The sequence below is a fragment of the Halobacillus sp. BAB-2008 genome (assembly GCF_000328325.1).
In the GTDB taxonomy this organism is placed as follows: Bacteria; Bacillota; Bacilli; order Bacillales; family Halobacillaceae; genus Halobacillus.
This window is the reverse complement of the sequence record NZ_ANPF01000002.1, coordinates 1-12,265: the sequence shown is the minus strand read 5'-3', so window position 1 is coordinate 12,265 and position 12,265 is coordinate 1. Positions and strand designations below refer to the sequence as shown.

The following is a 12,265-nucleotide window of genomic DNA, read 5'->3' as shown; positions in this document are numbered from 1 at the left end:
TAGGGAGAGTTAAATAAATTATGAATAAAAAGCAACTTGTGACGGCTGTCGGCGGAGCTTTGATTGGGGCATCATTGTGGGGATCTTCTGTATTTGCGGACGAATTACATAAAGTTAAATCCGGAGACACTATTTGGGGACTCAGCCATCAATATGACGGATCTATTTCAGAAATCAAATCTTGGAACGGTTTAAATTCAGACATCATTTATGTCGGTCAGAATTTGATTGTTGAAAAAGGTTCATCAACGAAGAGCAGTTCAAGTTCTAATACTTCTACTTCTACAAGCGGTTCTTACACGGTTAAATCCGGTGATTCCCTTTGGGTAATTGCTTCCCGTAACGGTACATCCGTATCCAAACTGAAGAGCATCAACGGACTTTCCAGTGACATCATTTATCCTGGTCAGAAGCTTTCTTTGTCCGGCAGCAGCTCCAACAGTTCAAGCAGCAGCTCTGCGTCTAAAGGATCCAGCTCATCTTCCAGTTCTTCTTCAGCAAGCTCCTACACAGTGAAGAGCGGAGATACGCTTTCCGGTATTGCTTATAAATACGGAACATCTGTTTCTAAACTGCGCAGCCTGAATAATATTTCCGGTTCTATGATTTATGTCGGTCAGAAGATCAAAGTGGATGGTACGGTTTCTTCTTCCTCCTCTTCGTCTTCTTCCTCCTCTAGTCATACATCTACCTCAAATGCATCCAGCTCAAACTCTGGATATGCAGAAGGTGTTATTCAAGAGGCTAAGAAACACATCGGTACGCCTTACGTATGGGGGGGTTCCACTCCGGCCGGGTTTGACTGCAGTGGTTTCCTTAACTATGTGTTTGCTCAAAAAGGAATCAGCATCCCTCGTACGGTTGCATCCATTTATGCAGACAGCCGCATGACGTCCGTCAGCGATTCCAGCCGTCAACGCGGGGACATCGTTTTCTTTGAAACGTACAAGCCTGGTGCATCCCATGCCGGTATCTATGTAGGAAACAACCAGTTCATTCACACTGGTTCTACAAATGGTGTAGAGATCAGCTCTCTTTCCAGCAACTACTGGAGCCAGCGCTACATTGGAACGAAACGTCTATCCAACTAATTGAAAAAAAGTGCAAGGTCTTCATTGTCAGGAGGCCCTGCACTTTTTTTGTTAGAAAAATTTATTTTTGAGGAATGAAAAGCCTGCCTCCTGTACACAATAATTTTTGCGGAGGTGATACACATGGCTAAGCAACCAAAACAAAACAAAACAGCTGCTGGTACTGATAAAAATCACGTAAAACAACAGAACCAACAAGCTGCTCAGGGTCAAAACCAATACGGTGCTGAATTTGCACAGGAAACTGATGCACAGCACGTAAAGCAGCAGAACCAAAAATCTCAGGCTAAGAAAAAGTAACCTGAGACGTTGGTAAGGTTGACCAGGCTGTTTATTAGCCTGTCACAATCCCCCGAATGGAAGGAGCCGCCTGGATGCCAGGCGGCTTCTTTTCTTTTGATGCAGTCCTATTTATTTTCAATCCCATCTATTTGTCGTTATAATGGAAAGAAGGTAGTGCGGATAGAAAGGGAAGGGGGGATATTATGCCCGGCCCAGAAGCAGGAAAAAGGATTGAAATCCAAAGTTATAAGCACAATGGGCAGCTGCACAGAGTTTGGGAAAGCACCACGATTTTAAAAGGAACAAGGAATGTTATTATCGGAGCCAATGATCGTACGACCGTTACGGAGAGTGATGGGCGCAGGTGGGTGACGCGTGAACCGGCCATCTGTTATTTCCATTCCAGACATTGGTTCAACGTCATCGGTATGTTAAGGAACGACGGAGTATACTATTACTGTAACATCAGTTCTCCCTTCATCTTCGAAGAGGAAACGATCAAATACATCGATTACGACCTTGATGTCAAAGTATTTCCTGATATGACTTTCAAAATCCTTGATGAAGACGAATATGATGTACACAAGCGTAAGATGAATTATCCGCATGTTTTAGACAGAATTCTATATAACAATATAGATACGTTAATTCGGTGGATCAGGCAGAGAAAAGGACCGTTTTCTCCGGAATTCATCGATCAGTGGTACGAGCGTTATTTGACGTATAGATAAGCAGTCTCCGCGCACTTTAAAAAGTGCGCTTCCTTGTGTTACAGGGTTAAATGAAAGAAGGTGTTTGTTTGGACAGCATCAAGAGATATCTCCAATTTGTCCGTCCTTATAAAGGTAAAATTATTATAACTATTCTGATCGGAATCGTTAAGTTTTCCATTCCATTATTAATGCCGTTAATCATTAAATATGTCATTGATGACATCATCAATGCTCAAGGGCTGGCGGCTTCTGAGAAAATGGACAACCTCCTGCTTCTTATGGGCGCAGCTTTTCTTGTGTTCCTTGTCATCAGACCACCCATTGAATACATTCGGCAGTATCTGGCTCAATGGATCGGAAATAAAATCCTGTACGACATCAGGGAGCGTTTATTCGATCACATCCAGCGGCTCAGTCTCCGTTTCTATTCAAAGACGAAGACAGGGGAGATTATATCAAGGGTCATCCATGATGTAGAGCAGACGAAGACGTTCGTTATTACCGGGCTTATGAACATATGGCTGGATATGATTACGATCGTTATAGCTGTCATCATTATGCTGACAATGGATCCACTGCTCACCCTTGTGTCAATCGCTCTCTTCCCGCTTTACGGATTCGCTGTCAAATTCTTTTACGCCAGACTACGTAAGCTGACGAGGGACCGTTCTCAGGCATTGGCAGAAGTTCAGGGTCACTTGCATGAACGGGTCCAGGGAGTACCTGTGACAAGAAGTTTTGCGCTCGAAGATTATGAACAGAACCAATTTAATGGGAAGAACAAGAATTTTCTTGATAAGGCCCTTGTTCATACGAATTGGAATGCCTACACGTACTCCGTGACGAATACGATCACGGACCTGGCGCCGCTTCTCGTCATTACGTTTGCCGGATATCAGGTCATCACCGGTTCCCTTACAATCGGTACGATGGTTGCGTTCGTAGGGTATATGGACAGGGTCTATAATCCGCTTCGCAGACTGGTGAACTCGGCGACCGTTCTTACACAGTCAATCGCGTCGATGGACAGGGTATTCGAATTCGTGGATGAGAAGTATGACATCACGGACCGCGAAGGTGCAGTGAAGATGGATAACGCTTATGGGGATGTGAAGATAGAGAATGTTTCTTTTCGTTATGATGACGACGAGCCGGACGTACTGAAGGGCGTGTCGCTCGATGTAGAAAAAGGGGAAACGATTGCTCTGGTCGGTATGAGCGGAGGGGGAAAATCGACGCTCATCAGTTTGATTCCGCGATTTTATGATGTGACATCAGGACGGATCTTGATTGATGGGAAAGATATCCGCGATTACGAAACCCGATCCCTTCGTGACAATGTCGGTATGGTACTTCAGGACAACATCCTGTTCAGCGAATCCATTGCCATGAACATCCGGATGGGAAACCCGGATGCTTCGGATGAAGAAGTCATTGCAGCCGCCAAAGCTGCCAATGCCCATGACTTCATCATGGGATTGACCAACGGATACGATACACTCGTCGGTGAGCGGGGAGTGAAGTTGTCAGGTGGTCAGAAGCAGCGCGTAGCCATTGCGAGGGTGTTTCTCAAGGATCCGGCTCTGTTGATTTTGGATGAAGCAACTTCCGCTTTGGATTTGGAAAGTGAAAGCTTGATTCAAAGTGCGCTGGAACGTCTGGCATCGGAAAGAACGACCTTTATCGTCGCTCACCGGTTGTCGACCATCACACATGCAGACCGTATCGTCTTGATTGAAAATGGAGAGATTGTCGAAGTCGGCAGTCACGAAGAACTGATCCAGCAGCGCGGGCACTATTATGATCTGTATCAGGTGCAGGAACTGGACACGAATAAACAGGAAATAAGGTAAAGTACATTCGTTGTCGGGCGCTTAGAAATAGCAAATAGTTCGAGCTGGAAAAAATCATTTGAAGAAGATTTGTCGTCTTCTCCATAGAAAAAAGCTGCCTCTTGGAGGCAGCTTTTTTTCTATGGATATTTAGGTCTGCCGGATCAACGGGGAATACTCTTCCGTCAAAAAACTTATTTATCCGTTGTTTGAATGAAATCATCCTGATGGTGATTCTGGTAGCTTTTCAACAGCCTCTTCAATTTCTCCAGTTGGTAATAATACTCCATTAACTGAGAAGCGAGCGGCAGGAATACCAGTTTATCAGGGTTGTTATTTTCTTCGTAGACATGAACAAGCCGTTCCACCAACAGTGGTATATCCGGCTCTTCAATCTGACGAAGGGACTGTTTATGTGTCCGTTTAATTCTGCCCTTCAGGGATAAAATCAGTTTTTCATGGGCGTTGATTAATTTGTCCAGCTCTTGGACGAGCGCATCCTGAAAGTCTTCGGGAATCTGCTCAATTTTATGTTCCAGCCGGTAGAAAGCCTTCAGGACATCAAATGATTTTTTCGTTGTTGTAATTAACTGACGGAAAAGGACCAGTTTACGTCCTTTGGAGAAACGGGTGCCTTTGAAATAGGTCCGCTCTTCGGAATAAAGCAGATACGTATGGTCTACCCAGCGCATGTTGTCCTGTATGCGTGTGATTTCATACTTTAACGCAGGTTCATCGGATAACTGGCGGGTCGTGACCCTCAGCCACTGCAAAATATCCGTGGTGGCGGAATCGATCTTCATAAACAGCCTCGTCTCGTATCGTGGAGGCAGAAAAACCAAATTCACAATAAATGCAGCAAGGATACCGATCAACATCGATGTAAACCTCGAGCCTGCAAAGTACAGGAAGGTCTGATCGGTTGAATCCATCAATGCAATAACGGCAACGACAGCCAGAGAAATGGTATTCTCATTCATGCGGAGAGTCGTCGTCACGCCGATGACGATAATGATGGTAAAACCAACGATGAATGGATCATTACCTAAAGTGAAAACGGCCACAATAGCGATGATTGCCCCGATGGTATTCCCTTGCAGTTGTTCAATAATAGACTGGTACGAACGGTAAATGGATGGCTGGATGGAGAAAACAACGGCAATAGCAGCAAGTAAAGGCGATACAAATCCGACCATGTGGCCGATATATAAAGCGACGCCGACTGCCAAGCCTGTCTTCATCATTCTTGCCCCGAGTTTCATGCTAACATCATCCTTCTATATAATATGGGTAGCAATCTGCTGCTACAGACGAACGATGAACCCATTATACCTTATTTTGGTTGTAAAAAAACACAAAGAAAAAGCTTATGCTAAGTAGATGCATAAGCCTGAGGGGATCCAGCTGTTTGGCTGGAACCTATGAAAAGGGAAAGAAATGAAACAAAGATCATAATTCGTGGGAATATTCAGAATTATGTATATATCATAGCATGCCATTCTTGTTAAATCAATTGAATATTCAGATAAATTACAATAAAATAAATCCCTCCCGGAAAAACGGGAGGGGATAGGTCATGCTTCATCGGCCATGGTCTGAAAAGTACGTTCGACTGCCGCCAATGTCTGATCGATATCTTCATCTGTATGAGCCGTAGTGAGGAACCATGCTTCATATTTCGACGGGGCAAGGTTGATGCCTTCTGCGAGCATCAGTTTAAAGAATCTGGAAAATTGTTCGCCGTCGGTATTTTCCGCCTGCTCATAGTTTTCCACTTCTTCATCTGTGAAATAAACGGTCAACGCACCCTTAAGGCGGTTGATTTTGATTTGGATTCCTGCATTTTCTGCATGCTTATGGATACCATCTTCCAGACGTTTGCCGAGACGATCCATTTCCACATACACGCCGTCCTGCTGCAGCACTTCCAGGCAGGCAATACCAGCAGACATGGATGCTGGATTCCCAGCCATCGTTCCTGCCTGGTAAGCAGGTCCGAGGGGAGCAACCTGTTCCATGATGTCTGCGCGTCCGCCGTATGCCCCGATCGGCAGACCACCGCCGATAATTTTACCCATTGCTGTCATATCCGGCTCGATATCCAGCAGCTGCTGGGCACTGCCGTATGTAAAGCGGAATGCTGTAATGACTTCGTCGTATATGACAAGCGCGCCGGCTTCATGAGCCAGATCGTTTACCTGTTGTAAAAAGCCCGGTTTTGGTTCCACAATTCCGAAATTGCCGACAATCGGCTCTACCAGAACGCCTGCGATTTCGTCACCATACTTACGAAGTGCCTCCTTAAATGGCTCGATATCATTAAAAGGCACGGTGATGACGTCTTGGGCAATGGCTTTCGGAACGCCGGCAGAGTCAGGGGTGCCGAGAGTGGATGGTCCGGATCCGGCTGCCACAAGTACGAGGTCGGAGTGGCCGTGGTAACAACCAGCGAACTTGATGATTTTATTGCGGCCTGTGTACGCGCGCGCCACTCTGATCGTCGTCATCACCGCTTCCGTACCTGAATTAACAAAACGGACTTTATCAAGAGACGGGATGGCGTCTTTCAGCATTTTCGCAAACCGGTTCTCAAGAGAAGTCGGCGTTCCATAGAGAACTCCGTTGTGGGCTGCTTTCACAATGGCTTCTGTAATATGAGGGTGGGCATGTCCGGTGATGATCGGGCCATAAGCTCCCAGGTAATCGATGAACTCATTCCCGTCTACATCATAGAAGCGGGATCCTTCCCCGCGCTCCATGTAAACCGGAGAACCGCCGCCGACACCTTTGTAGGCTCTGGACGGAGAGTTTACCCCTCCGACGATATGTTCCTGTGCTTCTTTATATAATTGTTCTGATGAAGTGAAATTCATTTTATAAACCTCCTATAACCTCTTCCTTCCTAACCATTGTAGCATGCTTGTCCATTCATGAAGACAGATGGAAAAAGACATCCTGAGAGGATGTCTTTCTTCCGGTTCCTTCACTCTAGAGCGTTGAAACAGTAACCGATCGTTTACACCGGAAAAAGATAGCCACCTTTACGATTTAACGTAAGTAGGTTAGTGTATCGATTTTAGTATACGAACGCTGCACCAACGATGATTAGAAGGATGAAAAGAACAACGATTAGCGCAAAGCCTCCGCCATATCCGTAACCCATTCACAATTCCCCCTTTCCATTGTTTACAGTATCGTATGCAGGGTCCGGTAAAGCGGGATGTGCATTCGCCCGGTTTTTCATAAGAAAGTGACGGAGGGAGAGTAGCATAAAATCGTACAAGCCCTCATAAGAGAAAAGGAGGGCCTTGTGATCCTTCCGCCCTTGGGAAAGGGAGCATGCCATGATTACTATCATCATTACTGTGGCCGCACTTGTTTTGATCGCCGCAAGCCTTAGGCAGATCTTCGTTTCTTTGGAATTCGAGCATAAGATCTTCTCTTTTCAGCTCTTCATTTCCATTATGCTTCTCTACGCCATCGTCATGATAGGGTTCGGAATTATATATGCCGCCCTTCTGAATCAGGGAATGGCCGTTTATCGAATTGAATCCAGCCTTTATCAGCCGCTTTGGATGGGGGAGATTGCGCGCAGCATTTATTTCAGCGGCATTACTTTATTTACTGTAGGATATGGGGATATGATTCCTGTCGGGATAGGGAAGTGGATCGCTATTCTGGAAGCGATGATCGGTTATACACTTCCTGCTGCCCTCGTAGCAAAAGTGTGGCAGAAGCATCAGGCAGATCGTTGATGTTGGAAGTTTGTCTTCATATGAGGTACCCTTAAGGTAGAATTCATTTAGGAGGGTCCTTCATGACAGTTGAACAAGGAAAGCCAGTAGCAGATTTCACACTCCCTGCCAGCAATGGGGAGCAGGTGTCACTATCCGATTATAAAGGGAAAAACGTCGTCTTGTACTTTTATCCGAAAGACATGACGCCGGGATGTACAACGGAAGCGTGTGATTTCCGTGACCATCACGAGAGCTTCGGCGACGTGGATGCTGTAATTCTGGGAGTAAGCCCCGATCCAGTTAAATCCCATGAAAAATTCATTGATAAGCATGATCTGCCATTTTTACTTTTGGCCGATGAAGACCAGGAAGTATCCGAGCAGTTTGGTGTATGGAAACTGAAAAAGAACTTCGGTAAAGAATATTACGGTATCGAACGCTCCACCTTCATTATTGATAAAGAAGGGAATCTTGCACAAGAGTTCCGTAAAGTGAAGGTTGAGGGCCATGTCGAAGCAGCGCTCCAATACATTCGTGAAAACCTGCAATAATTGAGAAGGAAACCATAGTCATGCAGGGACTATGGTTTCCTTTTGCACAAAACCAAGGAAAGAAGGGAACTCTATGAAGATCGTTTCCGTCATTAAACGTGTACCGGATGAAATACAACATAACCTTCGGACCAGGTTTTCCGAGGCTGAATTCTGCTTCTGCCACGGAATGGATGAAGGGGTGCATTACCTTGAAGATGCAGATGTACTGATTACATACGGCGAGGATTTGGACGAAACTAAAATCACCGCCGCTAAAAAGTTGAAATGGATTATGGTGCTATCGGCGGGGATGGATAAGATGCCGTTTGAAGACATCGAAAAGCGGGGAATTCTAGTTACGAACGTCCGCGGTATTCATGCCAGGCCGATGGCGGAGTATGCCATTTCCATGCTGCTCCAGGTCAGCAGACAGGCAAAAACGCTCATGGAGAATGAGAAACAGCATAAGTGGGACAGGCGTCTGACCATGACAGAAATAAGCGAGAAGAAATTAGTCGTGCTCGGAACAGGAGCGATTGCCCAGGAGGTTGCCCGCCTTGGGAAGGCGTTTCATATGAAGACGACAGGCATTTCCAAATCAGGAAAGCGGCGTCCTCATTTCGATCGTGTTTTTCCTGTGGAACAAATGGACTTGATTCTTCCGCTGGCTGACTTCGTTGTCGCTGTCCTTCCGAGTACCGAAGAGACAAGGTACCTTTTAAAGAAGGAGCACTTCGCTGCCATGCCGGAAACCTGTATCTTTCTGAATATGGGAAGAGGGGATCTGGTGGCGACTGATGTCTTGTTGGAAGCGGTCAGGAACGGGGATATCGCTCATGCTGTTCTTGATGTAATGGAGGAAGAGCCGCTGCCTGAGGGGCATCCTTATTGGGAAGAAAAACAAGTCACTGTCACTCCGCATCTTTCCGGCATTTCGCCGGGGTATGTGCCGAGAGGATTCCAATTGTTTGAAGATAATCTGTCCGTCTTTCTAAGTGGAGAGGGCGAACTGCAAAATATAATCGACACGAAACGGGGGTACTGAAATTGAGAATTTATACAAGATCAGGAGATAAGGGGCAGACGTCCTTGATTTATGGTCAGAGAGTACCGAAGAACGATGTCCGCGTAGAAGCTTACGGAACGTGTGATGAAGCGAATTCCCATATAGGTCTTGCATTAAGCTATTTGAGAAAGGAAGACTGGGCCGATAAAGATGCTTTTATGCAGGCGCTTGAAAACGTCCAGACTGTATTGTTCCACGTTGGCGCGGAGCTTGCCACCCCTAAAGGGAAGGAAGTGATGTGGAAGGTGAAGAAAGAGCATATCGATCTGCTTGAGAACCAGATTGATGAGTGGGATCAGTCTTTGGATCCGTTGAAGAACTTCATTTTACCTTCCGGGCATGAGGCTTCGGCTTCTTTCCATTTGGCACGTACAGTCGTCCGGCGCGCGGAGCGGATTGCTGTCGCGCTTGAGGAAGACCTGCAGAACCCGTTGGTCGTATCCTATTTAAATCGTCTTTCGGACTTCCTCTTTGTTGCAGCACGCTATATCAATAAGCAGCTTGGCGGCAGAGAGTCGCTGCTGAACCCTGACGTGTAAACATCTGCAGCTGTCTTTATATTGACAAAAGCTTTTATCAGAGGTTACACTAATTGTAAGGATTCTAATTTAATAATATTATAAATCAAGAATCAGTTAATGAAAGCGAGGTGCATGACTGTGTCAGATCATCGACTCCAAGAAGCCGTTGATACATTGAAAGGCTCTGGTGTGAGGATTACTCCACAGCGTCATGCGGTGCTTGAATACCTGCTGAATTCTATGACTCACCCGACAGCTGATGAAATCTACAAAGCCTTGGAAAGTAAATTTCCAAACATGAGCGTAGCTACGGTTTACAATAATCTCCGCGTCTTTAAAGATATCGGCCTTGTCCGTGAATTGACCTACGGAGATTCATCCAGCCGCTTTGATTGTAATACCAGTGATCACTATCATGCGATATGCGAATCATGCGGTAAGATTGTCGACTTTCACTACCCAAGCTTGAACGAAGTAGAATCATTGGCCGAACAGGTGACTGGATTTAATGTTAGTCATCATCGCATGGAAGTGTACGGAGTATGTTCCGACTGTCAATCGAAGAATTCTCATTGAAACTGAAAGCCTTCGCTTTCAGTTTTTTTATATGTACAAATAGAAAGAGCCGCTATCCTATAGCGGCTCTTTCTGAATCAGGACTGTTCTTTCGGTTTTTGTCGTTTGTATCGTTTCGAATTGTAGCGTTCGTCGAATTCTTTGCCTTCCAAGGACGGATCCATGGTCAGTGGTTGGTCGCAGTGCATGCAGGCATCCACCCTTCCGAGCATCTTTGTCGGCTTCTCGCAGGAAGGACAGATGATTTGGATGGTCCTTGTCGACAATAAACCGATCCAGAAATAAACGACGGTACTCAAACCGACGAACAACATTCCCAGAATCATGAAGACAGTCATTAACCAAGGAGTCTGTTTGAAGACGATGCCGATATACATGACACCAATCCCCAGAAAAATCAGCCAGAAAGCAAAGGAACGAATCTTATTGATCTTGCTGCTGTATTTCAAGGCCATGCCGGTCCCTCCTTCGTATCTACCAAGTAGTATAGCATATTTTTCCTGCCATAAATACGCATGGAAAAAAGGAATTTGCCAAATAACAGCGAATAAAAAGATACGTAAGGGAAACTGAATCTGGAGGAAGAAAAATGGAAGATGTATTACGCCCGATCTATCAAGAGCGCGCGAGCCAAAGCAATACACTCGGTATTCTGCTATTGGAGAAGATGAAGCCGATCAGCCCTGTTACCGATAATTTCGATGTTATTCTTTTCATTATTGTCAGGGATGCGGAAGAATTATGGTATGTAAAACATTACGAATTCGATAATAAATCGGCAGCCATGCATATAGTAGATGAAACATTGCTTCAGCATTGGATCGACACCAGCTCCTACCGCCGTTCTGTTGAATGGGTCATCAACGGGACGATTGTATTTGAAAGAAATGAGTATGTAAGCCACTTAAAAGAAAACTTAAGGGAATTCCCACAGAAGACTCGTGATTTGAAGAAAGCGATCGAGTTTGCAAAGCTGATTCGAAGTTACAGTGAATCCAAAGATTTGTACGATTCCGGGCAGTACTTGGATTCCTACAGCCGTATGGTTCATTCCCTGCACTATCTCGCCCGGCTGGCTATTATAGAGAAAGGGTTTCATCCGGAGGTCACGGTATGGAACCAGGTGAAGCGGATCGAACCGGAGATTTATAAGCTGTATCAGGAATTGATTGAGAGCGGGGAACCGACGGATAAACGAATCCAATTGATGATTCTTGCCGTAGAACATTCCGTCAGCAAACGTTCGAGAGCAAGTGCCCGCCATCTGCTCACCCTGATGAATGAGAGGGAAGAACCTTGGTCATTCGGTGAATTGAAAGTGCATCCTGAAATACAGGAGTATATATTGGATTTATCATCTATGATTGAATATCTGGTCGATAAAGGCGTGTTAAACGTCATACTGCAAGAGACGAAAGGACCGCAGATCTTCCATAGAACCTATAAACCGGCAGCGGATTAACCTTGTGCTTTTCTGTTAACCTCTTTCTTAAATTGAGAAAGGGGATTTTTTTAAATAAAACTATTGACGGTAACTTTTAAACCGTGCTATATTATTAAGCGTCGCATCAAGAACAAACGGTGCAACGCAAACGAAGCAATACAATGTTTCAAAAAAAGTATTGACTTACTTAAGCGAAACATGTTAAGATTTATCTTGTCGCTAAAAACGACAAAGAAATAAAAACGAAAAAAGTTGTTGACATCACATCGCTTTAAATGTTATGATGTAAAGGTCGCTTTCGAGCGAACGACAACAATTCGATCTTTGAAAACTGAACGAACCAACCAGTACGTCAAACATTCTTTCTATTATATAGAGGGAATTCAAACAAGCACATTCGGTGTGCAAAATGAGCAAGTCAAACACTTTTATGGAGAGTTTGATCCTGGCTCAGGACGAACGCTGGCGGC

14 protein-coding genes are annotated in these 12,265 nt (G+C 45.1%); 10 read left to right on the top strand and 4 right to left on the bottom strand.

Annotated elements, in window-relative coordinates:
• Positions 1–20 precede the first annotated feature (20 nt).
• The 4 genes from D479_RS00860 to D479_RS00845 all read left to right on the top strand — a co-directional run bounded on the left by D479_RS00860 (position 21) and on the right by D479_RS00845 (position 3,939).
• A complete protein-coding gene (locus D479_RS00860) occupies positions 21–1,091 on the top strand; it encodes a LysM peptidoglycan-binding domain-containing protein (RefSeq protein WP_008632569.1) in 1,071 nt (356 codons plus the stop codon).
• Positions 1,092–1,214: 123 nt separating this feature from the next.
• Positions 1,215–1,391 (top strand): gamma-type small acid-soluble spore protein, encoded by a 177-nt coding sequence (locus D479_RS00855; protein WP_008632568.1) that lies wholly within the window; start codon positions 1,215–1,217, stop codon positions 1,389–1,391.
• 185 nt (positions 1,392–1,576) lie between these two features.
• A complete protein-coding gene (locus D479_RS00850; protein ID WP_008632566.1) occupies positions 1,577–2,104 on the top strand; it encodes a DUF402 domain-containing protein in 528 nt (175 codons plus the stop codon).
• Positions 2,105–2,172: 68 nt separating this feature from the next.
• Entirely contained in the window at positions 2,173–3,939 is a 1,767-nt protein-coding gene (locus D479_RS00845) for an ABC transporter ATP-binding protein (RefSeq protein ID WP_008632564.1), read from the top strand.
• Positions 3,940–4,112: 173 nt separating this feature from the next.
• Here the strand turns inward: D479_RS00845 and D479_RS00840 are convergent, their stop codons facing one another.
• The 3 genes from D479_RS00840 to D479_RS20085 form a co-directional block, all read right to left on the bottom strand.
• Positions 4,113–5,180 (bottom strand): aromatic acid exporter family protein, encoded by a 1,068-nt coding sequence (locus D479_RS00840; RefSeq protein WP_008632560.1) that lies wholly within the window; start codon positions 5,178–5,180, stop codon positions 4,113–4,115.
• A 312-nt stretch (positions 5,181–5,492) separates the two neighbouring features.
• Positions 5,493–6,791, bottom strand: a complete 1,299-nt coding sequence (locus D479_RS00835; RefSeq protein WP_008632559.1) for a glutamate-1-semialdehyde 2,1-aminomutase — start codon at positions 6,789–6,791, stop codon at positions 5,493–5,495.
• Positions 6,792–6,994: 203 nt separating this feature from the next.
• Entirely contained in the window at positions 6,995–7,081 is an 87-nt protein-coding gene (locus D479_RS20085; RefSeq protein ID WP_079478425.1) for a YjcZ family sporulation protein, read from the bottom strand.
• A 181-nt stretch (positions 7,082–7,262) separates the two neighbouring features.
• Here D479_RS20085 and D479_RS00825 point away from each other — a divergent pair, with 181 nt between their 5' ends.
• The 5 genes from D479_RS00825 to perR all read left to right on the top strand — a co-directional run bounded on the left by D479_RS00825 (position 7,263) and on the right by perR (position 10,351).
• Positions 7,263–7,673 (top strand): potassium channel family protein, encoded by a 411-nt coding sequence (locus D479_RS00825; protein WP_008632557.1) that lies wholly within the window; start codon positions 7,263–7,265, stop codon positions 7,671–7,673.
• Between the two features lie 62 nt (positions 7,674–7,735).
• Complete coding sequence (gene bcp / locus D479_RS00820; protein WP_008632555.1) at positions 7,736–8,206, top strand: thioredoxin-dependent thiol peroxidase; 471 nt, start codon at positions 7,736–7,738, stop codon at positions 8,204–8,206.
• A 73-nt stretch (positions 8,207–8,279) separates the two neighbouring features.
• Positions 8,280–9,233, top strand: coding sequence for a D-2-hydroxyacid dehydrogenase (locus tag D479_RS00815; RefSeq protein WP_008632552.1), 954 nt, complete (start codon positions 8,280–8,282; stop codon positions 9,231–9,233).
• Between the two features lie 2 nt (positions 9,234–9,235).
• Complete coding sequence (locus tag D479_RS00810; protein ID WP_008632545.1) at positions 9,236–9,793, top strand: cob(I)yrinic acid a,c-diamide adenosyltransferase; 558 nt, start codon at positions 9,236–9,238, stop codon at positions 9,791–9,793.
• Positions 9,794–9,913: 120 nt separating this feature from the next.
• Positions 9,914–10,351 carry a peroxide-responsive transcriptional repressor PerR gene (gene perR / locus D479_RS00805; protein WP_008632543.1) on the top strand — a complete coding sequence of 146 codons (438 nt, stop codon included), beginning with the start codon at positions 9,914–9,916 and terminating at the stop codon, positions 10,349–10,351.
• Between the two features lie 77 nt (positions 10,352–10,428).
• Here the strand turns inward: perR and D479_RS00800 are convergent, their stop codons facing one another.
• A complete protein-coding gene (locus D479_RS00800) occupies positions 10,429–10,806 on the bottom strand; it encodes a YgzB family protein (RefSeq protein ID WP_008632541.1) in 378 nt (125 codons plus the stop codon).
• A 134-nt stretch (positions 10,807–10,940) separates the two neighbouring features.
• Between D479_RS00800 and D479_RS00795 the strand changes: the two genes are divergently transcribed.
• Positions 10,941–11,813, top strand: a complete 873-nt coding sequence (locus D479_RS00795; RefSeq protein WP_008632539.1) for a nucleotidyltransferase-like protein — start codon at positions 10,941–10,943, stop codon at positions 11,811–11,813.
• The last annotated feature ends 452 nt before the right edge of the window (positions 11,814–12,265 follow it).

Coding starts and splice junctions, on each gene's coding strand:
- D479_RS00860 (WP_008632569.1), top strand. CDS start 21: ATGAATAAAAAGCAACTTGTGACGGCTGTCGGCGGAGCTTTGATTGGG.
- D479_RS00855 (WP_008632568.1), top strand. CDS start 1,215: ATGGCTAAGCAACCAAAACAAAACAAAACAGCTGCTGGTACTGATAAA.
- D479_RS00850 (WP_008632566.1), top strand. CDS start 1,577: ATGCCCGGCCCAGAAGCAGGAAAAAGGATTGAAATCCAAAGTTATAAG.
- D479_RS00840 (WP_008632560.1), bottom strand. CDS start 5,180: ATGAAACTCGGGGCAAGAATGATGAAGACAGGCTTGGCAGTCGGCGTC.
- D479_RS00835 (WP_008632559.1), bottom strand. CDS start 6,791: ATGAATTTCACTTCATCAGAACAATTATATAAAGAAGCACAGGAACAT.
- D479_RS20085 (WP_079478425.1), bottom strand. CDS start 7,081: ATGGGTTACGGATATGGCGGAGGCTTTGCGCTAATCGTTGTTCTTTTC.
- D479_RS00825 (WP_008632557.1), top strand. CDS start 7,263: ATGATTACTATCATCATTACTGTGGCCGCACTTGTTTTGATCGCCGCA.
- bcp (WP_008632555.1), top strand. CDS start 7,736: ATGACAGTTGAACAAGGAAAGCCAGTAGCAGATTTCACACTCCCTGCC.
- D479_RS00815 (WP_008632552.1), top strand. CDS start 8,280: ATGAAGATCGTTTCCGTCATTAAACGTGTACCGGATGAAATACAACAT.
- D479_RS00800 (WP_008632541.1), bottom strand. CDS start 10,806: ATGGCCTTGAAATACAGCAGCAAGATCAATAAGATTCGTTCCTTTGCT.
- D479_RS00795 (WP_008632539.1), top strand. CDS start 10,941: ATGGAAGATGTATTACGCCCGATCTATCAAGAGCGCGCGAGCCAAAGC.